The organism is Ruegeria sp. AM5, from assembly GCF_056540645.1.
The window spans coordinates 278,529-302,768 of record NZ_JBQFXC010000001.1; the positions used below are offsets into that span (position 1 = coordinate 278,529).

Sequence of the window (24,240 nt, forward strand, 5' to 3'; positions counted from 1 at the left end):
GCGGCCAGAGAGGAAACATAGATGTTTGATTTGACAGGTAAGAATGCGCTAATCACCGGTGCTTCGGGTGGTATTGGCGGCGATATCGCCCGCGCGCTTTACGACGCTGGTGCAACTGTTGGCCTTTCCGGAACGCGCGTGGAGCCTCTGCAAGCTCTGGCCGACAGCCTTGGCGATCGTGCGCATGTCTTGCCGTGTAACCTGAGCGATCCCGAAGCCGTCGAGGCCCTGCCGAAACAAGCGGCTGAGGCGATGGGCTCGGTTGATATTCTGGTGAACAACGCAGGCATCACACGCGACAACCTGTTCATGCGCATGTCGGATGAAGAATGGCAGAGCGTGATCGACGTGAACATGACCGCAACGATGAAGCTGTGCAAAGGCGTGATCAGGGGCATGATGAAGGCGCGCTGGGGTCGGATCGTCAATGTCTCGTCCGTTGTGGCTGCGATCGGAAACCCAGGGCAGGCGAACTATGCTGCCTCCAAGGCCGGCATGATCGGCTTTTCCAAGGCGCTGGCGCATGAGGTTGCGACCCGTGGCATTACCGTTAATGCGGTTGCGCCAGGCTTTATCACCACCGCGATGACCGAGAAGCTGACGGATGAGCAAAAGAAGGGTCTGCTGCTCAAGGTTCCGGCCGGTCGTATGGGTGATCCGCAGGAAATCGCAGCCGCTGTGCTGTATCTGGCAAGCCCTGAAGCAGGTTATGTTACCGGAAGCACCTTGCATGTGAATGGCGGTATGGCCATGTTGTAATCGCAATTCAGGGTGGGCGCGAAAGCGTTTGCCTTGTGCGTTGTCTGTGCTATAGGCGGCGCATATGCGCAGGAACCGGTCCAAGGGCCGGTTCTCTGATTTCCCGGGGACCCGGGACCCAAACCGCCCGGAAAGGGCAAAACAAGTCCACCCCGAACGGGCAAGGGCAGAACCGGGCGGACAGCCCTGAAATTGAAATGAGGAATAGACATGAGCGACGTCGCAGATCGCGTAAAGAAGATCGTTGTTGAGCACCTGGGTGTTGAAGAGGACAAGGTTGCGGAAAACGCCTCGTTCATCGACGATCTGGGCGCAGACAGCCTGGACACCGTTGAGCTGGTAATGGCGTTCGAAGAAGAGTTCGGCATCGAGATTCCGGACGACGCAGCCGAGACCATCCAGACCTTTGGCGACGCGGTCAAATTCATCAGCGAAGCTTCCTAAGCTGACCTGACTGAGACAAAAACGGCGCTTCCGGGCAACGGAAGCGCCGTTTTTTATGCTCTGCCACATTTCGCGCTTGCTTTGAGGCGTTGAGGCTCCGCACTCTGACACCTGAGGCAAGTTTCTGAGCGGGCAAGGGCATGATAAGATCCACCCCGATGATCAACACGGCGCGTCTGACCTTGTGTGCAATGCGCCCCGAAGATTTCAACCGGTTCGCCGAAATCTGGCGCGACCCCGAGGTTGTACGCCATATTGGAGGCACCCCGAAAACGCGCGGCGAGGCGTGGGATTCTTTCCTGCGCAACGCTGGACATTGGCAGATGACCGGGTTCGGTCAATGGGGTGTGATGCTGCAGTCGAATCGTACTCTGATCGGGCAAGCCGGGTTCTTTTATGGCAACCGGTCCCTGGGCGATGATTTTGATGGTTTTCCCGAAGCCGGGTGGGTTCTGGCCCCGGACATGCAGGGGCAAGGATACGGGTGTGAGGCCGCGCAGGCGGCGCACGACTGGTTCGACCGGATCATTCCGGGCCCGTTGGTTGCGCTGATCGACGCGGACCATGCAGCCTCACAGCGATTGGCTGAAAAGCTGGGCTACAAGATGTTGCGCGAAGCTGAGTACCGCGACACCCCCGTTCATCTGTTTCGCCGTGATGGACCTCCTACACGGGTGTGAAACGCATTAGGCAGTGCGATGCCGCAAAATGGACGAGCTTTGCCGATCTTGTGAAATAAAGCGGCAAACTGAGACTCTATGCTATCGTGGAATTACGGAATGATTCAGCGGAGGATATGAATCATGATGATTTACCCCACGATGGAGTTGCAGAACGGTCGGTGCGTTACGCTGGACAAGGGGCGTCTGGATGAAGCGATGATCTGGCATGTAGATCCAGTCGAGACCGCGCGCGGCTGGTCTGCGGCTGGAGCGGAATGGATGCAGCTTACGGATTTTGATGCGATCGAAGGCCGGGATACCAATTCCGAACTGATCGAAGAAATCATTCGCTCCTCTGAAATGTCAGTGCAGTTGGCAGGGGGGATGCGGACCCGCGAGCATGTTGAACATTGGATCAACAAAGGGGCCGGTCGAATCGTGATTGGCACACTTGCGGCCTGGGACCCGCAGTTAGTTAAGGAACTGGCCAAGCTTTATCCCGACCAGATCGTGTTGGCGGTCGATGTTTGGCAAGGGCAAGTGATGACCGAAGGTTGGCGCAGCCAAAGTGCGTTTACCCCGGAAGCCTTCATCGAAGCTTTCGCGGATACGCCTCTTGCAGCAATTTTGGTGACCGATATCGATAGTGATATGGAAGATGTCGAGGCGCAGCTGGGTCTGATTTCAGGACTGGCCGAAAAATCGCGTACACCGATCATAGCCAGCGGTGTCGTGCGTACCAGCGACGATATCTCTCGTCTCGCCTATATCTCGAATATTTCGGGTGCGATCGTTGGCCGGGCACTGTTCCGCAAGTCCGTCGATCTGTCCGAAGCATTGGAGGTCGCCCAATCGGCACACGAGCCAGTCGCCGAGTTCCAGTAAACTTCAGTACCAGACGACCCGCCTTTCCCGTTGAAGGAAGGGCGGGTTTTTGCATTTCAGGCATCGTTCAACTCAATTGACAGAGGATTTGAACAGGTTACGGCACAAGGATGCCGGTTCAGAATATGCCGTTGCTCTTGCCCCCGCACCCCGGGCCGGGGTATGAGCGGTTCTCATAACAGGAAGCAGGCAAGAGGCACTTCATGCGCAGAGTCGTTGTAACCGGTCTTGGATTGGTCACTCCTTTGGCCAGTGGGGTTGAGGAAACATGGTCACGGCTGCTGGATGGAGAATCCGGCGCAGGACCAATCACGCAGTTTGATGCCGAGGCAAGCGGGGTCACCACGACCTATGCCTGCGAAGTGCCGCGCGGAGATGGCACCAATGGGACATTCAACCCCGACGACTGGATGCCGCCGAAAGAACAGCGCAAGATCGAGGATTTCATCCTATATTCCATCGCTGCAGCCGAGATGGCTTGCAAGGATGCCAATTGGCTGCCCGAAGACGAAGAAGACCGCCTGCGCACGGGCGTTCTGATTGGGTCCGGTATCGGTGGGCTGGGATCAATTGCCAACACGGCCAACCTGATCCGCGACAAAGGTCCGCGCAGGGTTTCTCCGTTCTTTATCCCGGGCGCGCTGATCAATCTGGCCTCGGGGCAGGTTTCGATCCGTCATGGGTTCAAGGGGCCGAACCACTCGGTCGTGACTGCTTGCTCGACCGGTGCCCATGCGATCGGTGATGCCAGCCGCATCATCCGCGCCGGGGATGCAGACGTGATGATCGCAGGTGGCGGCGAGGGCTGTATTTGCGAAATCGGTATCGCCGGCTTCAACGCCTGCAAGGCGCTGTCGACCAAATACGCCGATGATCCAAAGAAAGCGAGCCGCCCCTATGACATCGACCGCGACGGTTTCGTCATGGGCGAAGGTGCAGGCATTGTAGTTCTTGAGGATTACGAACACGCCAAAGCGCGTGGCGCCAAGATTTATGCCGAGGTTCTGGGCTATGGGATGTCGGGTGACGCTTATCACATAACCGCGCCGTCCGAGGATGGCGACGGGGCCGAACGCTCGATGAAAGCAGCGCTGCGTAGTGCGGGGCTTGAGCCGAAGGATCTGGATTACATTAACGCGCATGGGACCTCGACCATGGCGGATACGATTGAGCTGGGCGCGGTAGAACGCCTGCTGGGGGATCACGCCAGCAACGCGACGATGACTTCGACCAAATCGGCCACTGGTCACCTGCTGGGCGCCGCTGGCGCGATTGAGGCGATTTTCTCAATCCTTGCGATCCGCGATCAGGTTGCGCCACCGACGATCAATCTGGACAATCCAGCAGTTGAAACTCCGATCGATTTGGCCCCGAATGCCAAGCGCGAGCGTGAGATCAACGTGGCCTTGTCAAATTCGTTCGGCTTCGGCGGCACCAATGCAAGTGTGATCTTCGGAAAGGTCAACTAAATGTGGCGAGCGCTCGCTTCGAACGCGTTGACAATACTGATCGTTGGGCTGTTCCTGATGGGCGGTGTCGTCCTGTGGGGGCAGTCGCAATACAAGTCCGAAGGACCGCTGGAAACCGCGATCTGCCTGCAGGTAAAGCCAGGCTCCAACATGACACGGGTCAGCCGTGACCTCGAGGATCAAGGTGCGATCAGCAGCGGGTTGATTTTCCGCTTAGCTGCTGATTACACAGACAAATCTCAGCAGCTGAAAGCGGGTAGCTTTCTGGTTCGCGAAGGCGCGTCGATGGAGCAAATCGTCGACGACATAACTCATAGCGGCGCCAGCACTTGCGGGACCGAGATCGAATACCGCATTGGTGTGACCCGTATGCAGACCCGCGTGCGGGAACTGAACCCGGCGACTCTGGATTTTGATGAGGTGGCTTCCTTTGTGATCGGCGAAGAGGACGCCCCGGAAGTTTATGCAGAAAAACGCGGTGAGGCGGATACGCGTTATCGCATCTCGTTAGCTGAAGGCGTCACCAGTTGGCAGATTGTGGAGTCGCTAAAGGCGATGGATTTGCTAACCGGCGAAGTAGCCGAATTGCCAGCTGAAGGGATGTTGGCCCCTGACAGCTATGAGGTCAGACCCGGTGAAGATCGGAATGCAATTCTTGCTGAAATGCAGGAAAAACAGCAGCTTAGAATCAACGCGGCGTGGGAGGGGCGTCAGGATGGTTTACCTCTGAACAGCCCCGAAGAGATGCTGATTTTGGCTTCGATCATCGAAAAAGAAACAGGTCAGCCGGAAGAGCGTGGCCAGGTAGCCAGCGTTTTCGTTAACCGTCTGAACCAAGGTATGAGGCTGCAGACAGACCCGACGGTGATCTATGGTGTAACCAAAGGGCAGGGTACTTTGGGTCGCGGTTTGCGGCAAAGCGAACTGCGCCGTGCGACGCCTTGGAACACCTATGTCATCGAAGGGCTGCCACCCACCCCGATTGCCAATCCGGGTCTTGCGAGCCTTGAGGCTGCGGTGGCACCTGACAACACGGATTTCATCTTCTTTGTTGCGGACGGAACCGGTGGTCATGCCTTTGCCGAGACCCTGCAAGAGCACAATCGCAACGTCGCAAAGTGGCGTGAGATCGAGGCTGAGCGGAATTCCGGGAACTGATTCAATCGTCCGTGTTGTACAGGTTCGAAACGGCACTTTGTCCGACTTGTACAACACGAAGCTATGACCCCGATAAAGCAACGGCCCGGTCAATCGACCGGGCCGTTTCTTATTTAGGCCGCTTTCGCGCGACGCGGTCGGCGGCGTTTCTGACCGCCCGGTTTGGGCGCACCAGAGTGCTGAGGTTTCGGGCCGCGACGGCGGTTGCTTGGGCGGCGCGGGGTTTTCTTTGGTGAGATTGCTTCAGGCATCTCACCGCTGGCGACCGGGATTTCGATCTTCATCAGCTTCTGAATCTGACGCAGCAGGTCGACCTCTTCCGCCGAGCAGAAGGCGATGGCCTCACCCTCGCGGCCTGCGCGAGCGGTGCGGCCGATGCGGTGGACATAGTTGTCCGGTACCTCGGGCAGGTCGTAGTTGATCACATAGGCCACGCCCGGAATATCGATGCCGCGCGCGGCGACGTCGGTAGCGACGAGGACGTTCACCTCACCCGCGCGGAAGGCCTTGATGGCGCGGTCGCGCTGGCCCTGGCTTTTGTTGCCGTGGATGGAAGCAGCGTTGAACCCATCCGCGACCAGCCCCTTCATCAGCTTTTCGGCCCCGTGTTTGGTGCGGGAGAAGACCAACGTCAGCGCGTCCATGTCAGCCGCGAGGATCTCGCGCAGTTTGGCGGGTTTTGCAGGCTTTTCAACAAAGTGGATCGACTGCGTGATCTTGTCGGCTGCTTTGCCGGGGGGCGAGACCTGCACCCGTTGCGGGTTGGTCAGGTAAGCGCGGCTGAGCTCCTCCATTTGCTTCGGCATGGTGGCTGAGAACAGCATGGTTTGGCGCGGCGTGCCCAGTTCCGGCGCGATCCGACGCAGGGCATGGATGAAGCCCATATCGAGCATCTGGTCAGCCTCGTCCAGCACGAGGTGCTTGACTGAACCCAGATTAACCGCACCGCGATCCATCAGGTCGATCAGGCGACCGGGGGTGGCGACAAGAATGTCGGTGCCGCGCGCCAGAAACATGATCTGCTTGTTGATCGACTGACCACCAACCACGGTCGCGACGCGGATCTTGGTTTTCTTGGTCAAGTTGCGAAGGCTGTCGGCGATCTGGTTGACCAACTCGCGGGTGGGCGCAAGGATCAGCGCCTTGGCGGTTTTGGGATCGGGCTTGCCGGGCTGGGCCAGCAGATGGTCGATCAGCGGCAGGCCAAAGGCCAATGTCTTACCTGTACCGGTCTGGGCGAGGCCAAGGATATCGTGACCATTCAGGGCCAGCGGGATCGCCTGGTTCTGGATCGGGGTCGGTTGAGTGAAGTTGGCGCGTTTGAGCGCATCATTTAGAGCGGGCGCAAGGCCCAGCATATCGAAGTCGAACAAATAACTATCCTTTACAGCCCGAGGCAAAGGTCCACGGGCAAGTCGTGATGGGCCGCTTCCGCGACCGGCAGGGGTTGTGCGAAACCTCAGGACGTGCAGGCGTTCCCTGCAGCATCTGGTTGTCGCGTCAAGAACCCTGCGTGATGGGGAACTATGGGTGAATCGGGCGCTGTTGGGGGCGGTGTCGCCCACGTGCTCACGCGGTAGCGCTGTTTGAGGGGCACATGCGCCTTGCGGTCGTGATTGTCAAGCGCCGTGTCGGCGATAAGCTTGCGCGGGTTGCGCGTTTGCCAGATACGGTTCGGAAGGTTTTATGAGTCGGGTCATGACATTCAGAGCTTTACACGGAGCGGATTTGAGGACCGCCAGCGTCGCCCTTGTCATCGGCGGGATGATGTGGGGGCTGTACTGGATTCCGGTTCGCTACTTTGTCGACCAAGGACTGGATGGCCCATGGCCCGGTATTGTGATGTACACCTCGGCGTTGATCGTACTGACGCCTTTCCTGATGCGCGAACGGCAAGCGCTTTTGAAAGACTGGCGCGGGCTGATTTTGAGCGGGATGTTCACCGGTGCTGCGTTCAGCTTGTTTACCATCAGTCTGGTTTACACAGATGTCGTCCGGTCAATCCTGCTGTTCTATCTGACACCGGTCTGGGGAACGATCCTTGGAATGGTGTTTCTGGGTGAACGTCTTGGCCCGGCGCGCGTGCTGGGCTTACTCTGCGGTCTGGGTGGCATGTTCATCGTGCTTGGCGGAGAACAGGGGTTTCCTTGGCCGCGCAATACTGGAGACTGGCTGGCCCTGATCTCGGGGATCACTTGGGCGATGGGATCGCTGGGGCTTTATCGGACGTCCGGTATCTCTGTTCCGGGGCAGGTTTTTGCCTTTGTTTCAGGCGCTTTGGTGTTGTCTCTGCTGAGCGTTCCATTCAGCGGCGGTATTGCGTCATCAGAGGCAGTCGGCGAGATGGTTATACGTATCGGCCCGGTCGCGTTGCTGTCGGTCCTGTACACCTTGCCGATGTTTTTTCTGACGATTTGGCCCGCAACCAAGCTGACCCCGGCACGCGTTGGTCTACTGCTGATGAGCGAAGTTGTGGTGGGCCTGATCTCGGCGGCGGTCTTCTCGGGCGAGCCGTTTGGGATGAGAGAAGCATTGGGTGCGGCGTTGATCGTAAGTGCTGCGTTTCTTGAGGTCATGCGGGGCTGATCGTTAACCGATCGGACGCCGGGTGTTGCATCTGCGTTGTGTAACGCATTGACTTTGCGCACTTTTCTTGGTACGAATTATGTCATGCTAGAAGAGGTGGGCAACGGCCCCGGGGCGACCCGGCGGTCGTTTTTCGTTTCTCTCGTGCGGAAAAACTCACGCATGAGGTCACAGGCAAACATGACTTTGATTACCCCGGAAGAGCGGATTTCTCAGACGGCTGATTTATTGCAGTCGCTCGAAAGATCCATTCGCGATCTACGCCAAGCAGCGGAAGAACTGCGAAAACAGATCGGTGCCGGGGAGGATGCAGACCTTGCCGGAACAGGCAAGCAACTGGGTCAGCTAGAGGGGCTGATCCGAAGTTGCCAGAAAGTGGAGACAAGCTTTGTCGAACAACATCACAGACAAGCCGGAATTGCCCAAGGGGGCTATGCGCTCGACCTTGATCGGGCACGATCTGAGATCGGGTGCAGGCTGGCTCGCCTCCGCGCCTGCTGCGGTGCAGGACAGATTTCTGAGTGAGATCGGGGAGGGGGGGCTGTGTGCCCTCCCTTTCCTGTTCGAGTTCTGGGCGCTGCCGCATCAGTTGCCGCCTGAGGGCGACTGGCGGTCATGGGTGATCATGGGCGGGCGCGGGGCTGGCAAAACGCGGGCCGGGGCCGAATGGGTGCGGTCGGTGGTCGAGGGGTCTTTGCCGTTGGACAAGGGTGAGGCCAGTCGCGTGGCTTTGGTCGGTGAGACCTTTGATCAGGTGCGCGATGTGATGATCTTTGGGGATAGCGGGATATTGCAGTGTTCACCGCCGGATCGGCGGCCTGTTTGGAAGGCGTCTGAACGCAAGCTGGTTTGGCCTAACGGGTCCGAGGCGCAGGCGTTTTCGGCGCATGATCCCGAGGGGCTGCGGGGGCCGCAGTTTGATGCGGCCTGGGTGGATGAGCTGGCCAAGTGGAAGAAGGCGGGCGAGACCTGGGATATGTTGCAATTTGCACTGCGTTTGGGGGATCGGCCTCGGGTCTGTGTGACGACGACGCCGCGCAATGTGAAGGTTTTGAAGAATTTGCTGGCGTCGCCGTCGACCGTGCAGACCCATGCGCCGACCGAGGCGAACCGGGCCAATCTGGCAGAGTCCTTCTTGGACGAGGTGCGCGCGCGTTATGCAGGTACGCGGCTGGGGCGGCAGGAGTTGGACGGTGTGTTGCTGTCGGATGCCGAAGGGGCGCTGTGGACCGGCTCGATGCTGGAGGCGGCGCGCTGTGCGCAGGTGCCCGCATTGGACCGGGTTGTCGTGGCGCTGGACCCGGCGGTGACGACGGGGTCGGATGCGGATGCCTGCGGGATCGTGGTCGTTGGTGCTCAGCTACAGGGGCCACCCGAGGACTGGCGGGCCTATGTACTGGCTGACCGGACGGTGCAGGGCGTTGGTCCGGCGGGTTGGGCGCAGGCGGCGATTGACGCGATGAATGAGTTCGGGGCCGAACGGCTGGTGGCCGAGGTCAATCAGGGCGGGCAACTGGTGGAAGAAGTGGTGCGGCAGGTGGACCCTCTGGTGCCTTATCGCGCGGTGCGGGCGTCTCGCGGCAAGGTCGCGCGGGCCGAGCCGGTGGCGGCTTTGTACGAACAGGGGCGGGTAAGCCATGTGGCGGGTCTGGATGCGCTGGAGGAGCAGATGTGCCAGATGACCGCGCGCGGGTTCGAGGGGCAGGGTTCGCCCGACCGGGTCGACGCACTGGTCTGGGCGCTGCATGAGCTGGTCGTAGGGCCCGCAGGGGCGTATCGGCGGCCGAGGGTGCGGAGTTTGTGAGCACTTTGAGGTTTGCTCTACAAACAATCATGCTTCGCCTAGAGAATTGATCTTTCGCTGGGCGTGTTCAGGTTCAGGACATTGGGTACTCTTGATTCCAACTGTCCTCGTATTCGCCGAGCAACCGGGACAACGTCAGCAGCGAAGAAAACAGCCTTGCATGGACATCCGGCGACATCATTGTTTTGTAGTCATCAAGCAGCTGCACAAGAACGACTACATTGGAGGCAAACACCTCGTAGACGTGTTTGTCGGCAGCAGTAGGTTCCTTGGTCCAGTTATTGTTCGTATCGGAGTGTCCGGACGGTGCAGGTTCGTTTTCATTCATCGGGTGGCCTCTTTAATCTGAAGCACACGTGGGGGCATGTGAAACGCAGACAATTGCCGTGGCACGAAATCACAAGAACTTGGCGGCGATTGCAAAGGAATTGGGTTAAATGTCCAGCGAGCTGCTAAACCTTGCAATCGGCCAAGCTGGAGTAAGGGGCAGGGCTCGCCTGACCGGGTCGATGCTCTGGTCTGGGCGTTGCATGAGTTGGTGGTAGGGCCTGCGGGGGCGTATCGGCGGTCCAGGGTGCGGAATTTGTGAAGCCATACATGCGAGGAATAGCGAGAAGGTCGCACATCTCGTTTCGAATCGAGAGAGGGTGTAGGGTCTTTTGTGTCGGGGTTCTTATGACTGAGCCGGAGAGACACTATGGAACCTACTGTTTCACAAGAAGAACTGGACGCTGGGCGTGGCTATGAGGAGCTGTTCGTGCCCGCATTGTTTGCGCCGTGGCCCCCACATTTGGTGAAATCCGCCGGAGTCCAAGCGGGCCAGCAGGTTTTGGACATTGCATGCGGCAGCGGTGTTCTGGCGCGGCACTTGTTATCAGTGGTCGGCGATGCAGGCCATGTAACCGGGCTCGATCCGGCGCCAGGGATGATTGCGGCTGCGCGAGAGGTTGAGCCGCGCATTGACTGGGTTTTGGCCGGTGCAGAGGATACCGGGCTGGAGAGCGGCGTTTTTGACGCCGTGCTCTCTCAGTTCGGCATTATGTTTTTCCAAGATCGTAATCAGGCGGCACGCGAGATGTACCGTGTGCTCAAGCCGGATGGAGTGGTTTCAGTAGCTGTTTGGAATGATCTGGATCACAATCCGGCCTATCATGCGATAATCAAACTTCTGGAGTCGGAAATCAGCAGGGCGGCCGCAGATGCCCTGAGATTACCCTACTCGTTGGGAAGATCTGAAAAGGTCGCGTCAGTCTATGAAAAGGCTGGCTTCTTGGACATTTCAGTTACCAACAAAACCGAGCCGGCGAGGTTCCCAAGCGCTAGAATTATGGTTGAGGCCGATTTGCGCGGATGGTTGCCTCTGTTTGATATTCACCTGAGTGAAGAGAAAATCGCGAGTGTCTTAGCTTGTGCAGACGACGCTCTTGCAGAGTTCCGCGCGGTCAACGGCGGAGTCGTATTTCAGGCGTCAGCTTATATTGTCAGCGGCAGGAAACCCTGATTGGTTGCCGGTCCGCTTCCGTTGCCCACCCGCCGTACGCCCCATTCCCAAGGCTTAAACTTCTTTCCGTCATAACTCCTTTCAACAAGCCGGGCAGAGCGGCGGCAGAAAGGAGCACAGATGGTATTCGATTTCTTGCGTCGTGGATCGGCTGGCGAGGCACCTGAGGCGAAGGCGAGCGCGGCGGGGCCTGTGGTGGCGTGGCAGACGGGCGGGCGCGTGGCGTGGAGCCCTCGGGATACGGTGTCGTTGACACGGACGGGGTTTTCGGGGAACCCGGTGGGGTTTCGCTCGGTCAAGTTGATTGCCGAGGCGGCGGCGGCTTTGCCGTTGGTTTTGCAGGATCAGGCGCAGCGGTTTGATACCCATCCGATTCTGTCGCTGATGCGCCGTCCGAATGCGGCGCAGGGGCGGGCGGAGTTGATGGAAGCCTTGTTCGGGCAGTTGCTGCTGTCGGGCAATGCTTATGTCGAAGCGGTGCAGGCTGATGAGAACCTGCCGGTTGAACTGCATGTGTTGCGATCCGACCGGATGAGCGTGGTGCCGGGGGCGGATGGGTGGCCCAAGGCGTATGACTACGCTGTAGGCGGCAAGAAGCACCGGTTTGCGGCGGAAAACATCTGTCATATCAAATCGTTCCACCCTCAGGATGATCACTATGGGTTCTCGCCGATGCAGGCGGCGGCGATGGCGATTGATGTGCATAACAGCGCGTCTCGGTGGTCTAAATCGTTGTTGGACAATGCAGCGCGGCCTTCGGGGGCGTTGGTGTGGAAGGGTGATGGCCATGGGGTGATGGCCGAGGATCAGTTCCGGCGTCTGTCGGATGAGATTGAGCAGAACTATCGCGGGGCGCGCAATGCGGGTCGGCCGATGGTTCTGGAAGGGGGCTTGGATTGGAAGCCGATGGGGTTCTCTCCGTCCGATATGGAGTTTCAAAAGACCAAGGAAGCCGCCGCCCGCGAGATCGCACTGGCCTTTGGAGTCCCGCCGATGCTGCTGGGGATCCAGGGCGACGCGACCTATTCGAACTATCAGGAGGCCAACCGGGCGTTTTACCGCCTGACCGTGCTGCCCCTGGTGACGCGGGTGGCGGCGGCGATGTCCGAGTGGCTGGCAGGCTTCTCGGGTGAGGATTTGGTGCTGAAGCCGGATCTGGATCAGGTGCCCGCGCTGTCTGCGGAACGGGATGCGCAATGGGCGCGGGTGAGCGGGGCTGAGTTTCTGACGGATGCCGAGAAACGCGCGTTGCTGGGGCTGCCGGAGCGTGGCGATGGGTGACGGGTATCCTCCGTTCGATTGCGCGCCGGGCTTGCGCCTGGCCGCGCATGAGCGGGTGGCCGAGATCCAGCACGCCCACCTGTGTCGGCGGCTGGATCAGATCGAAGAGATGATGGAGCGGCTGGAGAAACGGTTGTGGCTGACAGTGTACGGCGTGGCGGCGGTAATCCTGGCGCAGGCGTTTCAGTCATTCCTTGCGGTAACACCATAATGTCAGCGGGTTACATGGAGAAGTTCATGGATTTGGAACATAAATTCGCACGGTTCGGAGACGGGTTGTCGGTGACCGAGGATGCGGTGATCGAAGGTTACGCCAGTCTGTTCGGGCAGGTCGATCAGGGCAGTGACGTGGTGCTGTGCGGGGCGTATCGCGGATCGCTTGAGGGGCTCAAGGCCGCTGGTCAGCGGGTCAAGATGCTGTGGCAGCATGATCCGGCGCAGCCCATCGGCGTCTGGGACGAGGTGTGCGAGGATGACCGGGGCCTTTGGGTCAAAGGACGTTTGCTGGAGAGCACGCAGAAAGGCCGTGAGGCGGCCGAGTTGATCCGGGCGGGGGCAATGGATGGCCTGTCAATTGGCTATCGCACCAAACGGGCTGTGAAGAATGACAAGGGCCAGCGGGTCCTGACGGAACTGGAGCTGTGGGAGGTGTCGTTGGTGACGTTCCCGATGCTGCCCAGTGCGCGGGTGGCGGCGAAAGGTGTTGAGCCTGACGCTGAAAACACCTGGCGCAGTATTGCCGAGGTGTTTGATCACGCCCGGCAGGAGCTGGCGCGGACCTAGCGCCTCAACCCCCCAAAAAGGAAGTGCTGATGAGCAAGACCGAGACCCCGGCCTTGACCGGAGAGGGTGCGCCCCTGGTTCAGGAGGTGAAGCAGGCGATGGCTGGCTTCGTGAATGAATTCAAGGGCCTGAAGGCTGAAGTTAAAACCAAACTGCAACAGACAGAAGAGCGACTGACCATGCTGGATCGTAAATCAACCATCGCGGCGCGTCCGCATCTTGCGGCGTCCATCGAAGACGGCGCCCCGCATCAGAAGGCGTTTGATGCCTATGTGCGTTCGGGCGAGGATGACGGGCTGCGCGGGCTTGAGATGGAATCGAAATCTCTGTCGACGGCGGTGAACAGTGATGGCGGATTTCTGGTTGATCCGCAGACCGCTGAGGCGATCAAATCGGTACTGAATTCGACCGCTTCGATCCGTTCGATTGCGTCGGTGGTGAATGTCGAGGCGAACTCGTTCGACGTGCTGATCGACCATACGGATGTGGGTGCGGGCTGGGCGGATGAAAACTCTGCGACTGCGGAAACTGGTACGCCTTCGATTGACCGTATCTCGATCCCGCTGCACGAGCTGAGCGCGCTGCCCAAGGCCTCGCAACGCCTGCTGGATGACAGCGCGTTCGACGTCGAAGGCTGGTTGGCCGGTCGCATCGCCGACAAGTTCGCCCGGGCCGAGGCAGCGGCGTTTATCAATGGCGACGGTGTGGACAAGCCCAAAGGCATTCTGACCCACCGCACGATGGAGAATGACAGCTGGGATTGGGACAGCCTGGGCTATATCGCGACCGGCGTCGATGGCGGCGTTGATGCCGATGCCATTGTGGATGTGGTTTATGCGCTGGGCGCGCAGTACCGGGTGAACGGCACTTTCGTGATGAACTCGAAAACCGCGGGTCTGATCCGCAAGCTGAAGGACAGCGATGGCCGCTTCCTGTGGTCCGATGGTCTGGCGGCGGGTGAGCCTGCGCGTCTGATGGGCTATCCGGTGCTGATCGCCGAGGATATGCCGGATGCAGCGACCGACAGCTATTCCATTGCCTTTGGCGACTTCCAGTCGGGCTACACCATCGCCGAGCGTCCCGATCTGCGCGTGCTGCGCGATCCGTTCAGCGCCAAGCCGCATGTCCTGTTCTACGCGACTAAGCGTGTTGGCGGCGACGTAAGCGATTTTGCTGCGATCAAACTGTTGAAATTCGGCATCGCCTAAGCGGTGGCGGATCCGGGGGGCTGCAACGCCCCTCGGGCGGCGGGCGCGGGCCGGGGTGAGATCCCCCGCGTTGTCTAGCTGCTCCCCTCCGTCCGAGCAACGTGGGGCGGCGCGTGCCCGTCATTTTCCAAGGATACGGCCCCGGAGGGGTCCGAGATTGCGGAGTGAATGGATGATGTTGATCGAAGAAACCGCCATCGCGGATGCGGCGCTGCCGGTGGATCAGTTCAAGGCGCATCTGCGGCTGGGCACGGGGTTTGCCGAGGGCAATGTGCAGGACGAGGTGTTGAATGGCTTTCTGCGTGCGGCCATTGCGGCGATTGAGGCGCGCACCGGTAAGGTGCTGATCGAACGGGATTTCTCGTGGAGCCTGAACGGTTGGCGCGATCCAGCAGGTGAAGTGCTGCCGGTGGCCCCGGTGGTCTCGGTTGCTGCGATCACGCTGACGGATGCGGCGGGGACCGACATGGTTGTGGATGCCGAAGCTTACCGTTTGGAGCGCGACATGCAGCGCCCTCGGTTGCGTCCGGTTGGCGCTTGCTTGCCAAGGGTGCAGACCGGCGGCTCGGTGAAGATCGTTTTCACGGCCGGAATGGCTGCGGATTGGGGCGGGCTGCCCGCTGATCTGGGGCAGGCGGTGCTGCTGCTGGCGGCGCATTACTACGAATACCGCGATGAGACGGCGCTGGGCGCAGGGTGTATGCCGTTTGGCGTGACCAGCCTGATCCAGCGCTATCGCACGGTGCGCTTCGGCGCAGGGGTGATGCAATGAGCGCGCCGCGATTGAACCGCAAACTGGTGCTGGAGGCTCCGGTGCGCAGTGCCGATGGCGCGGGTGGATACACCGAGACATGGGCCGCGCTGGGCTCGCTTTGGGCGGAAGTCACGGCGCGCAGTGGGGCAGAACGGGCGGTCGGCGGTGCCTCGGTGTCGCGGGTTGGCTATCGGATCGTGGTGCGCGGCGCGCCCGAGGGGTCCCAAATGCGGCCTGCGCCGGATCAGCGGTTTGCCGAAGGGACGCGCCGGTTTGTGATCCGCGCCGTCGCCGAGCGTGACCCGCGCGGCCAGTACCTGACCTGTTTCGCAGATGAAGAGGTGGCGGCATGAGCTATGGCGTTGCAGCCGCTTTGCAGGCGGCGGTGTTTCAACAGCTTTTGGGGGATGTGCAGGTAAGCGCCCTGTCAGGCGGTGCGATCTATGACGCGGTGCCATCGGGGGTGCTGCCTCAGACCTATGTGACGCTCGGGCCGGAGGAGGTGCGGGACGCCTCGGACCGGTCGGGGGCGGGCGCATTGCACCGGTTCACGGTTTCGGTGGTGTCCGAGGCGGCGGGCTTCAGTGCGGCCAAGACATTGGCGGGCGCGGTGTGTGACGCGCTGGAAGGTGCAGCGCTGAGCTTGGACCGGGGCCATCTGGTGGGGCTGTGGTTCGAACGCGCTAGCGCCCGGCGCACGGGAACTGGCGGCGCGATCCGCCAGATCGATCTGAGATTCCGCGCCCGCGTGGAAGACGACTAAGCAATCAACGGAGAGAGCATATGGCTGCCCAGAACGGAAAAGACCTTTTGGTCAAAGTGGATATGAACGGCACCGGCCTGTTCGAGACCATCGCGGGCCTGCGCGCCACGCGGATCAGTTTCAACGCGGAAAGTGTGGATGTGACCAGCCTGGAAAGTCAGGGCGGGTGGCGCGAGTTGCTGTCGGGGGCCGGGGTCAAATCGGCCGCGATTTCGGGCTCGGGCGTGTTCAAGGATGCGGGCACAGATGAGCGTGCGCGCCAGCTGTTTTTTGACGGTGAGACGCCCGGCTTTCAGGTGATCATCCCCGATTTCGGTATTATCGAAGGCCCGTTTCAGGTCAGCAGCATCGAATATGCGGGCTCGCATAACGGTGAGGCGACCTATGAGATGAGCATGGCAAGCGCTGGTGCGCTGAGCTTTACGGCGCTCTGATGGCCAATCCGTGGACGGGCGAGGTGGCGTTGACCATCGATGGGGAGCAGCGGGTGCTCAAGCTGACTTTGGGCGCTTTGGCGGAATTGGAACAGGAGCTGCAAGCCGGGTCTCTGGTCGAGCTGGTGCAGCGGTTCGAGGGTGGCGCATATTCCAGCGGCGATGTGCTGGCGTTGCTTATTGCCGGGCTGCGCGGCGGCGGGTCTCAGGTGACCCGCGATGATCTGCTGCATGTCGAGATTGCAGGCGGGCCGATGGCGGGTGCGAAGGCGGCGGCTGAGCTGCTGGCGCGCGCCTTCATGGTGCCCGAGTGAGCGGGTTCGACTGGCCCGTACTGATGCGGGCCGGGTTCCTCGGCCTTCGCCTGACGCCGGATCAGTTCTGGCGTCTGACCCCGGCCGAGCTGCGGCTGATGCTGGGGCAGGGCGCGGGGATGCCGGCGATGAACCGGGCAGGGCTGGATGCGCTGCTCGCGGCCTATCCGGACAAGACACAAGGAGAGCGTGATGACGGATCGTGATGGTTTTGACGACCTGCAGGAGCGGGGAGATGCGCTGGGTGACGCGCTGGGCGATGCGGCGACCATGGCCTCGGCATTTGATGGCCAGATGCGACGGATCAAGGCCGCGTTTGAAGAGACCGGAAAGGATGTGGCTACGCTGGAGCGTGGCATGTCGGGCGGGTTGCGCAAGGCTTTTGATGGCGTGGTGCTGGATGGGATGAACCTGTCGGGGGCGCTGGATGTGCTGAAGAACTCGATGATCCGCACGGCGTATTCGGCGGCGATCAAACCGGTGACGGATCATTTCGGCGGGATGCTTGCCAATGGGGTGGGTGGCTTGGTGCAGGGGATACTGCCCTTTGCCGATGGCGGCAGTTTTTCTCAGGGCCGTGTGATGCCGTTTGCCAATGGTGGGGTCGTTAGCAGCCCGACCATGTTCCCGATGCGAGGCGGCACCGGGTTGATGGGTGAGGCGGGTCCCGAGGCGATCATGCCGCTAGCGCGCGGGGCCGATGGCAAGCTGGGTGTGCGGACGCAGGGCGGCGGGCGAGCGGTCAACGTGGTGATGAATATCTCAACAGCGGATGTGCAGGGGTTCCGCCGCTCTCAAGGCCAGATCGCGGCGCAGATGAGCCGCGCATTGGGCCGCGGCAATCGCAACAGATAAGGGGAGCAGGCGATGAATTTCCACGAGGTGAGATTTCCCGCCAGCCTGAGCTTTGGCTCGGTCGGTGGGCCGGAACGGCGCACGGATATCGTGACGCTGGCCAACGGGTTCGAAGAACGCAACACGCCCTGGGCGCATTCGCGCAGGCGCTATGATGCCGGGCTGGGGATGCGGTCGCTAGACGATATCGAGACATTGATTTCCTTCTTCGAGGCGCGGCAAGGCCAGATGTTTGGATTCCGCTGGAAAGACTGGTCGGATTTCAAATCGGGCGCGGCGACGGCTGAGGTCGACAAGGGCGATCAGGTGATTGCGCGCGGAGATGGCGAGACGGTTTCGTTTCAACTGGTCAAGACCTACAGCTCGGGCGGGTTCAGCTATGTGCGGCCAATCCTGAAGCCGGTACTGGGGACCGTGACGCTGGGGCTGGATCAGGACGCGCAACGCGAAGGCGTGGACTTTGAGGTCGATTTGGCGACCGGACGCGTGATGTTCTCGGCCCCGCCGCCTGAGCAGGTCGAGATTACAGCCGGGTTTGAGTTCGACGTTCCGGTACGGTTCAACACCGACAAGATCCAGACCAGCGTGGCCAGCTTTCAGGCCGGTGACGTCCCGAACGTACCGGTGGTCGAGGTGCGGGTCTGATGAGCGGGGACAAACAGGCGCTGCAGGCGCATTTGCAAAGCGGGCTGACCACCACCTGTCGTTGCTGGGCAATCACGCGCAGCGACGGGCAGGTCTATGGTTTCACGGATCACGATATGGAGTTGCGCTTTGACGGGCTGGTGTTCAAAGCCAGCACCGGTCTGACCGCTGCGGCGATCGAGCAGGCAACCGGCCTGTCGATCGATAATACCGAGGCGATGGGCGCGCTGTCTGATGCCTCGGTCCGGGAAGAGGATATCGAGGCGGGGCGCTTTGATGGGGCCGAGGTGCAGGCCTGGCTGGTCAATTGGGCCGATCCTGAGCAGCGGATGCTGCAGTTTCGTGGTTCGATTGGTGAGTTGCGTCGCGCTGGCGGGGCGTTTCATGCGGAATTGCGCGGGTTGACCGATCTGCTGAACCGGCCTTTAGGGCGGATTTATCAGAAGCCCTGTACGGCAGTGTTCGGGGATAAGGCGTGCCGCTTTGCCCTGGAGACGCCGGGTTATCGCGCTGAGGCTGAAATTGTCGCGCTGGACGGCGCGGCTTTGCGTTTGCAGGGCGCGGAGAGTTCTGATGCGGGTTGGTTTGAACGCGGCAGGCTGGATGTGCTGGACGGGGCTGCGCAGGGCCTGTGGGCCTCGATCAAGCTGGATGAACAGGTCAGAGATGGCCGCGATGTCACGCTGTGGTCGGCGATTGGCGGCGGGCTGGCGGTTGGGGACCGGGTCCAGCTGATCGCCGGGTGTGACAAGCGCATGACCACTTGCCGACTGAAGTTCAACAACATGCTGAATTTTCAGGGCTTCCCTGACCTGCCTCACGAGGATTGGGTCATGGCCGTACCCAAGCGCAGTAGTCAACACAAAGGGGGAAGCAGGCGGTGATGCGGACAAAACAAGATATCGTGGACGAAGCGCGCGGATGGCTGGGCACACCTTATGTTCATCAGGCCTCTGTTCGGGGTGCAGGCGCTGATTGTCTGGGCTTGCTGCGGGGCGTTTGGCGCGCGGTGATGGGGCATGAGCCTGAGGCGGTGCCGGTCTACAGCATGGATTGGTCCGAGCCGCAGGGTGAGGAACGCATGTGGGCCGTAGCCCGTCGCCATCTAGTCGAGAAATCGCCCGATGATTCGGCCCCGGGGGATGTATTGCTGTTTCGGATGCGGGATGCGGCCGTGGCAAAGCATCTGGGCATCGTCAGCGCCCAAGACCCGATGCGATTCATCCACGCCTATACCGGGCATGGTGTTGTTGAAAACACGCTGAGCGAGCCTTGGCGTCGCCGCGTGGTCGCTTGTTTCGAATTCCCGCTGGAGGATTTCTGATGGCCACAATAGTTCTGTCTGCTGCAGGTGCGGCAATAGGTGGTTCGATCGGGGGCTCGGTTGCGGGTCTGTCCACGGCGGTGATTGGCCGCGCGGTCGGGGCGACGCTGGGGCGGGTGATCGACAACCGGTTGATGGCCAGCCAATCCGTAATGGGCGGCGGCAGCGAGGTGGTCGAGACCGGGCGTCTGGATCGTTTCCGTCTCACCGAAACCGGTGAGGGTGCGACCGTCGCGACGGTCTACGGCCGGATGCGAGTTGGAGGACAGGTCATCTGGGCCTCGGACTTTCTGGAAACCCGCTCGACCTCGACGACGACGCAAACATCAGGCGGTGGCGGTGGAGGCAAGGGGAAACCCAAGCCCGTTGAAGTGACGACAACGACAACCACGCATAGCTACAGCTATTCTGTGTCTCTGGCGATTGCCGTGGGCGCGGGACGGGTTGCGGATATCACGCGTGTCTGGGCCGATGGTGAAGAGGTCGAGCGTAGATCGCTGAACATGCGAATTTATCGCGGCGATCACGAGCAATTGCCCGACCCGCTCATTGAAGCGGTCGAAGGGGCAGGCACGGTGCCCGCTTATCGCGGCACGGCTTATGTGGTGATCGAAGATCTGGCGCTGGGCCCCTTTGGCAACCGCGTGCCGCAATTCTCGTTCGAGGTGGTGCGGCAGGAACAAGACGAGATGCCGGATGCCGAGGACGCGCTGTCTCGGATCATCAAGGGGGTGGCCTTGATGCCGGGTACGGGTGAATACGCACTGGCTTCATCTCAGGTTAATTACACCAAGGGCCGGGGGCGCAGTTGGGCGGCGAATTTCAATTCACCATCGGGCAAGTCCGATCTGGTGACCTCGACGCGGGCGCTCGGCCAGGAATTGCCGGGCTGCGAGGCGGCTTCGTTGATCGTGTCGTGGTTCGGCGATGATTTGCGCTGCGGAGAATGCCAGATCCGCCCCAAGGTTGAACGCAAGAATATCGAGGGCGCAAACATGCCCTGGAGTGTTTCAGGTCTGCCCCGAACTGCGGCGGGGCAGGTGAAATGGCAGGATGGGCGTCCGGTTTATGGCGGCACACCGGCTGATGCGGCCGTAGTGCAGGCGATCGGGCACCTGAAGAGCTCGGGCAAACGGGTTATGTTTTATCCGTTTATTTTGATGGAGCAATCAGAGGGCAACGGCCTGCCTGATCCGTGGTCCGATGCGCCGGATCAACCTCATTTACCCTGGCGTGGGCGGATCACTTTGGATGTTGCTCCGGGGCGGCCAGGCTCGCCGGATCAAACTGCCGATGCGGATGCGCAGGTGGCGGCGTTCTTTGGTACGGCGCGCGCGTCACATTTCTCGACCAGCGGCAGCAAAGTGACCTATCGCGGCCCAAGTGAATGGGGGTTACGGCGGTTCATTCTGCACTATGCGGCCCTGTGCAAGGCGGCGGGCGGCGTGGAGTCCTTCTGCATCGGGTCCGAGATGCGCGGGCTAACGCAAATCCGCGGCGCGTCTGGCTTCGCTGCAGTTGCGGGGCTGCGGTCTCTGGCCGCGGAAGTGCGCGCGATATTGGGGCCGGAAACTAAGATCGGCTATGCCGCAGACTGGACCGAGTATTTCGGGTATCAGCCGCAAGACGGCACCGGAGACCGGTATTTCCACCTCGACCCGCTTTGGGCCGATGAGAACATAGATTTTGTCGGCATCGACAACTATATGCCGCTGTCCGACTGGCGGGATGGGGGCTCGCATCTGGACGCTGAGGTGTCGAATGGGTCGATCTACGATCTGGACTATCTGCGCGGCAATATCGAAGGCGGCGAGGGGTATGATTGGTACTATGCGTCACCCGAGGAAGCCGAAGCGCAGATCCGAAGCCCGATCACTGATGACGATCATGGCGAGCCGTGGGTCTGGCGGTACAAGGACCTGCGCAACTGGTGGGCGAACCGACATCATGAGCGGATCGGGGGCGTGCGGCAGCAAACACCCACGGGTTGGGTTCCGGGGTCCAAGCCAATCTGGTTCACCGAACTCGGCTGCGCGGCCATCGACAAGGGCACGAACCAGCCGAACAAATTCTTGGACCCAAAGTCGTCTGAATCGAATTTGCCGCGCTATTCCAATGGAGTACGGGATGATTTTATCATGGTTCAGTACCTTCGGGCCGTCCTTGGCTATTGGGGTGATACTGAGATCAACCCGGTTTCAGATATCTATGACGGCCCGATGGTGGACCTGTCGAACGCCTTTGTCTGGGCTTGGGATGCGCGTCCGTTCCCGACTTTCCCGAACCTGCGGACGCAGTGGTCGGACGGCGATAACTATGCACGTGGGCATTGGCTGAACGGGCGGTCCGGGTCGCGGACTCTGGCCTCGGTCGTGACAGAAATCTGCCATGAGGCAGGGGTGACGGCGATTGATGTGTCCGAGCTCTACGGCGTGGTACGCGGTTACGCGGTTGAGGACGTAATGAACGCTCGGCAGGCCTTGCAGCCGCTGATGCTGCGCTATGGGTTCGACGCGATCGAGCGGGACGGGGTGCTGAAGTTTAAAACCCGCGACGGGCGTCAGGCCGTTGACATCGACCCCGAGCAGATCGCCATCAGCGCGGATATCGACGGGCCAGTGGAACATCGCCGCGAGGCTGAGGCCGAGATGACCGGGCGTGTGCGTCTGCGGTTCGTCCAGTCGGATGCGGACCATGATGTTGTCGCGGAAGAGGCCGTCTTGCCTGATGACAGAACCCATTCGGTCGCCGTCAACGAAATGCCTCTGTCGATGACCCGCGCCGAAGGGCGTCAGACGGTCGAGCGCTGGCTGAGCGAATCCCGCATTTCGCGCGAGACGGCGCGCTTTGCTCTGCCGCCCTCGCTGCTGCATGTCGGGGCCGGCGATGTGGTGCGTTTGCCGGATGCCGGGGACGGAACGCTATATCGGATTGACCGGCTGGAACAGGCCGAGATGCAATTGGCGGATGCAGTACGGATTGAACCCGGCGTCTATACGCCGTCCGACGTGCTGGACGATGTGGCGGCAGCCAAGCCGTTCATTGCTCCGGTGCCAGTTCTGCCGGTGTTCATGGATCTGCCGCTGATCACTGGATCCGAAGCGCCCCATGCGCCGTATCTGGCGATATCGGCCGAGCCCTGGCCCGGTAACGTGGCTGTTTATTCGGCTGCACAGGATGAGGGCTATACCTTGCATCAAGTGATCGCGGGGCAGGCGGTGATTGGCTTCACCGAAACACCCCTGCGACGCGCAGGCGCTGGGATCTGGGACGAAGGGGCCGCGTTGCGTGTCAACTTGATCGATGGCGTGTTGGAGTCTCGTCCCCGCTCGGCGTTGCTGAGTGGTGCCAATCTGGCTGCCATCGGTGACGGAACACCGGGCAATTGGGAAGTGTTTCAGTTCTCGGATGCGGTCTTGCAGGAGACTGGCGTTTACAATTTGTCAGGCCGCTTGCGTGGTCAGCTGGGTACGGATGCCCTGATGCCGGATGTATGGCCTGAAGCGTCTACCTTTGTCCTACTGGATGAACGTGTTTATCAGACCGGATTGCTGCGCACCGAACGCCGCATGGCCAAGCATTACCGTATCGGCCCTGCAACGCGCGGCTACGAGGACCCGGCATATGTGCATCTGGTTGAAGCGTTCGATGGCAATGGGCTGAGGCCTTATGCGCCAGTGCATTTGCAGGCTTCTGCGTCGGCTACCGGGGACAAGATCTCGTGGGTGCGCCGCACCCGGATTGACGGCGATGACTGGAGCGCATTGGATGTGCCTCTGGGCGAAGAAAGCGAATCCTATCTGATCCGCGTCTTCACTGAGGGTGCTTTGTTGCGCGAAACTGTCACCAGTGATCCGGTTTGGCAGTATTCTGCCGCGATGAAAGCCGATGACGGGCTGGCCGGACCCTACGATATCGCAGTCGCGCAGGTTTCGGCTACCTACGGACCCGGGGCGTTTGCGCGCCTTTCGGTCTGCTAGCCGTGCGGCCAGTCCTGCACGGAGATCTCAGCGCGGCGGCGCGGGCTTTGCTGGCCGCGCCGCGAACCGACCGCGATAGGATAAGCACCCTCCTGATTGCTGAGGCCGAACTGGCGGATCGACATGTCGCCAGAACAGGGCGGTTGCATCCTGTTTATGGAAATGGCTCGTTGATGGCAGCCGCGCGCTGCCGGCCCTTGGCAGACGAGCCAAATTTCGACGATCTGCAATATTGCCAATGTTTCGAGATGGTTCTGCGCAAACTGATCCGGTTCCAAATCAGCCAGATGCGCAGCTGACACATTTTGAGGCGGCAAGGTCCAGCTCTAGCCTTCCGTGCGCTATTTCCTCGCCGCAATCTTCGCAATAGCCGAATTCGTCTTCGTCCATCCGGTTCAGCGCGGCCCGAAGCCGATGCGTTTCGGTGTCGCGCCGGGCCTGTTGCGCCTTGGCCATTGCTTGATTTTGCAACGCATCCATCCGGCTGAGCCGACCCACTGCCTGTTGATCCAGCTCCACAACTGATTGCGCATCCTGACCGGCGGCGGATTGCGCGGCCAGATCGCGAAGGCGCTGGTGAATAAGCTTCCGAAAATGGTCCAGATCGGCTGAGTTCATTTTTTGTTGTAGT

General features: G+C 60.6%; 28 protein-coding genes. 25 read left to right on the forward strand and 3 right to left on the reverse strand.

Annotation, left to right across the window (positions count from 1 at the left end; translation table 11 throughout):
• The first annotated feature begins 21 nt into the window (after positions 1 to 21).
• From fabG to mltG, 6 genes are all read left to right on the forward strand, one after another.
• Positions 22 to 759: a 3-oxoacyl-[acyl-carrier-protein] reductase gene (gene fabG, locus ACR0AH_RS01420; RefSeq protein ID WP_170396459.1), complete on the forward strand. Its 738-nt coding sequence runs from the start codon at positions 22 to 24 to the stop codon at positions 757 to 759.
• Between the two features lie 210 nt (positions 760 to 969).
• Positions 970 to 1,203, forward strand: a complete 234-nt coding sequence (locus ACR0AH_RS01425) for an acyl carrier protein (RefSeq protein WP_008756330.1) — start codon at positions 970 to 972, stop codon at positions 1,201 to 1,203.
• A 140-nt stretch (positions 1,204 to 1,343) separates the two neighbouring features.
• The gene (locus tag ACR0AH_RS01430; protein WP_480590009.1) at positions 1,344 to 1,883 is read left to right on the forward strand and encodes a GNAT family N-acetyltransferase; all 540 of its coding nucleotides are present in this window, start codon (positions 1,344 to 1,346) and stop codon (positions 1,881 to 1,883) included.
• Between the two features lie 123 nt (positions 1,884 to 2,006).
• On the forward strand, positions 2,007 to 2,750 hold the full coding sequence (locus tag ACR0AH_RS01435) for a 1-(5-phosphoribosyl)-5-[(5-phosphoribosylamino)methylideneamino]imidazole-4-carboxamide isomerase (RefSeq protein ID WP_170396463.1): 744 nt from the start codon (positions 2,007 to 2,009) through the stop codon (positions 2,748 to 2,750).
• A gap of 203 nt (positions 2,751 to 2,953) precedes the next feature.
• A complete protein-coding gene (fabF, locus tag ACR0AH_RS01440) occupies positions 2,954 to 4,219 on the forward strand; it encodes a beta-ketoacyl-ACP synthase II (protein WP_170403139.1) in 1,266 nt (421 codons plus the stop codon).
• Positions 4,220 to 5,377, forward strand: a complete 1,158-nt coding sequence (mltG, locus tag ACR0AH_RS01445) for an endolytic transglycosylase MltG (RefSeq protein ID WP_170512919.1) — start codon at positions 4,220 to 4,222, stop codon at positions 5,375 to 5,377. It abuts the gene before it with no gap.
• Between the two features lie 113 nt (positions 5,378 to 5,490).
• On the opposite strand, the gene ACR0AH_RS01450 is transcribed toward mltG, so the two are convergent.
• A complete protein-coding gene (locus ACR0AH_RS01450; protein WP_480590011.1) occupies positions 5,491 to 6,750 on the reverse strand; it encodes a DEAD/DEAH box helicase in 1,260 nt (419 codons plus the stop codon).
• A gap of 325 nt (positions 6,751 to 7,075) precedes the next feature.
• Here ACR0AH_RS01450 and ACR0AH_RS01455 point away from each other — a divergent pair, with 325 nt between their 5' ends.
• Both ACR0AH_RS01455 and ACR0AH_RS01460 read left to right on the forward strand, forming a co-directional pair.
• Positions 7,076 to 7,963, forward strand: coding sequence for a DMT family transporter (locus tag ACR0AH_RS01455; protein WP_480590013.1), 888 nt, complete (start codon positions 7,076 to 7,078; stop codon positions 7,961 to 7,963).
• 433 nt (positions 7,964 to 8,396) lie between these two features.
• Entirely contained in the window at positions 8,397 to 9,767 is a 1,371-nt protein-coding gene (locus ACR0AH_RS01460) for a DNA-packaging protein (protein ID WP_480590836.1), read from the forward strand.
• Between the two features lie 73 nt (positions 9,768 to 9,840).
• Here the strand turns inward: ACR0AH_RS01460 and ACR0AH_RS01465 are convergent, their stop codons facing one another.
• On the reverse strand, positions 9,841 to 10,095 hold the full coding sequence (locus tag ACR0AH_RS01465) for a hypothetical protein (RefSeq protein ID WP_480590015.1): 255 nt from the start codon (positions 10,093 to 10,095) through the stop codon (positions 9,841 to 9,843).
• A gap of 462 nt (positions 10,096 to 10,557) precedes the next feature.
• Here ACR0AH_RS01465 and ACR0AH_RS01470 point away from each other — a divergent pair, with 462 nt between their 5' ends.
• The 17 genes from ACR0AH_RS01470 (at position 10,558) to ACR0AH_RS01550 (ending at position 23,908) form a co-directional block, all read left to right on the forward strand.
• On the forward strand, positions 10,558 to 11,268 hold the full coding sequence (locus ACR0AH_RS01470) for a methyltransferase domain-containing protein (protein ID WP_480590017.1): 711 nt from the start codon (positions 10,558 to 10,560) through the stop codon (positions 11,266 to 11,268).
• A 120-nt stretch (positions 11,269 to 11,388) separates the two neighbouring features.
• Positions 11,389 to 12,549 (forward strand): phage portal protein, encoded by a 1,161-nt coding sequence (locus ACR0AH_RS01475; RefSeq protein ID WP_480590019.1) that lies wholly within the window; start codon positions 11,389 to 11,391, stop codon positions 12,547 to 12,549.
• A complete protein-coding gene (locus tag ACR0AH_RS01480) occupies positions 12,542 to 12,760 on the forward strand; it encodes a GTA head formation protein, RCAP_rcc01685 family (protein ID WP_170724052.1) in 219 nt (72 codons plus the stop codon). Before ACR0AH_RS01475 ends, ACR0AH_RS01480 begins: the two co-directional genes overlap by 8 nt.
• A 26-nt stretch (positions 12,761 to 12,786) precedes the next feature.
• Entirely contained in the window at positions 12,787 to 13,332 is a 546-nt protein-coding gene (locus ACR0AH_RS01485; protein WP_480590021.1) for an HK97 family phage prohead protease, read from the forward strand.
• Between the two features lie 29 nt (positions 13,333 to 13,361).
• Positions 13,362 to 14,540, forward strand: a complete 1,179-nt coding sequence (locus tag ACR0AH_RS01490; RefSeq protein ID WP_480590023.1) for a phage major capsid protein — start codon at positions 13,362 to 13,364, stop codon at positions 14,538 to 14,540.
• A gap of 172 nt (positions 14,541 to 14,712) precedes the next feature.
• Complete coding sequence (locus ACR0AH_RS01495; RefSeq protein ID WP_480590025.1) at positions 14,713 to 15,312, forward strand: head-tail connector protein; 600 nt, start codon at positions 14,713 to 14,715, stop codon at positions 15,310 to 15,312.
• A complete protein-coding gene (locus ACR0AH_RS01500) occupies positions 15,309 to 15,647 on the forward strand; it encodes a phage head closure protein (RefSeq protein ID WP_480590027.1) in 339 nt (112 codons plus the stop codon). Before ACR0AH_RS01495 ends, ACR0AH_RS01500 begins: the two co-directional genes overlap by 4 nt.
• Complete coding sequence (locus ACR0AH_RS01505) at positions 15,644 to 16,057, forward strand: DUF3168 domain-containing protein (protein WP_170663689.1); 414 nt, start codon at positions 15,644 to 15,646, stop codon at positions 16,055 to 16,057. Before ACR0AH_RS01500 ends, ACR0AH_RS01505 begins: the two co-directional genes overlap by 4 nt.
• Before the next feature lie 20 nt (positions 16,058 to 16,077).
• On the forward strand, positions 16,078 to 16,491 hold the full coding sequence (locus ACR0AH_RS01510; RefSeq protein WP_170733373.1) for a phage major tail protein, TP901-1 family: 414 nt from the start codon (positions 16,078 to 16,080) through the stop codon (positions 16,489 to 16,491).
• Positions 16,491 to 16,805, forward strand: coding sequence for a gene transfer agent family protein (locus ACR0AH_RS01515; RefSeq protein ID WP_170733372.1), 315 nt, complete (start codon positions 16,491 to 16,493; stop codon positions 16,803 to 16,805). The genes ACR0AH_RS01510 and ACR0AH_RS01515 overlap by 1 nt, the downstream gene beginning before the upstream one ends.
• Positions 16,802 to 17,011, forward strand: a complete 210-nt coding sequence (locus ACR0AH_RS01520; protein WP_170374019.1) for a rcc01693 family protein — start codon at positions 16,802 to 16,804, stop codon at positions 17,009 to 17,011. The genes ACR0AH_RS01515 and ACR0AH_RS01520 overlap by 4 nt, the downstream gene beginning before the upstream one ends.
• Positions 16,998 to 17,660, forward strand: a complete 663-nt coding sequence (locus ACR0AH_RS01525) for a phage tail tape measure protein (protein WP_480590029.1) — start codon at positions 16,998 to 17,000, stop codon at positions 17,658 to 17,660. The genes ACR0AH_RS01520 and ACR0AH_RS01525 overlap by 14 nt, the downstream gene beginning before the upstream one ends.
• A 12-nt stretch (positions 17,661 to 17,672) precedes the next feature.
• Positions 17,673 to 18,305, forward strand: coding sequence for a DUF2460 domain-containing protein (locus tag ACR0AH_RS01530; protein WP_170466389.1), 633 nt, complete (start codon positions 17,673 to 17,675; stop codon positions 18,303 to 18,305).
• Positions 18,305 to 19,189 carry a DUF2163 domain-containing protein gene (locus ACR0AH_RS01535; RefSeq protein ID WP_480590031.1) on the forward strand — a complete coding sequence of 295 codons (885 nt, stop codon included), beginning with the start codon at positions 18,305 to 18,307 and terminating at the stop codon, positions 19,187 to 19,189. The genes ACR0AH_RS01530 and ACR0AH_RS01535 overlap by 1 nt, the downstream gene beginning before the upstream one ends.
• Complete coding sequence (locus ACR0AH_RS01540) at positions 19,189 to 19,629, forward strand: NlpC/P60 family protein (protein ID WP_480590033.1); 441 nt, start codon at positions 19,189 to 19,191, stop codon at positions 19,627 to 19,629. The genes ACR0AH_RS01535 and ACR0AH_RS01540 overlap by 1 nt, the downstream gene beginning before the upstream one ends.
• A complete protein-coding gene (locus ACR0AH_RS01545) occupies positions 19,629 to 23,609 on the forward strand; it encodes a baseplate multidomain protein megatron (RefSeq protein ID WP_480590035.1) in 3,981 nt (1,326 codons plus the stop codon). The genes ACR0AH_RS01540 and ACR0AH_RS01545 overlap by 1 nt, the downstream gene beginning before the upstream one ends.
• 2 nt (positions 23,610 to 23,611) lie before the next feature.
• Complete coding sequence (locus ACR0AH_RS01550) at positions 23,612 to 23,908, forward strand: DUF7742 family protein (RefSeq protein WP_170403088.1); 297 nt, start codon at positions 23,612 to 23,614, stop codon at positions 23,906 to 23,908.
• Here the strand turns inward: ACR0AH_RS01550 and ACR0AH_RS01555 are convergent.
• A complete protein-coding gene (locus ACR0AH_RS01555; RefSeq protein WP_170396506.1) occupies positions 23,889 to 24,227 on the reverse strand; it encodes a TraR/DksA C4-type zinc finger protein in 339 nt (112 codons plus the stop codon). The two genes, ACR0AH_RS01550 and ACR0AH_RS01555, sit on opposite strands and share 20 nt — an antisense overlap.
• Between the last annotated feature and the right edge of the window lie 13 nt (positions 24,228 to 24,240).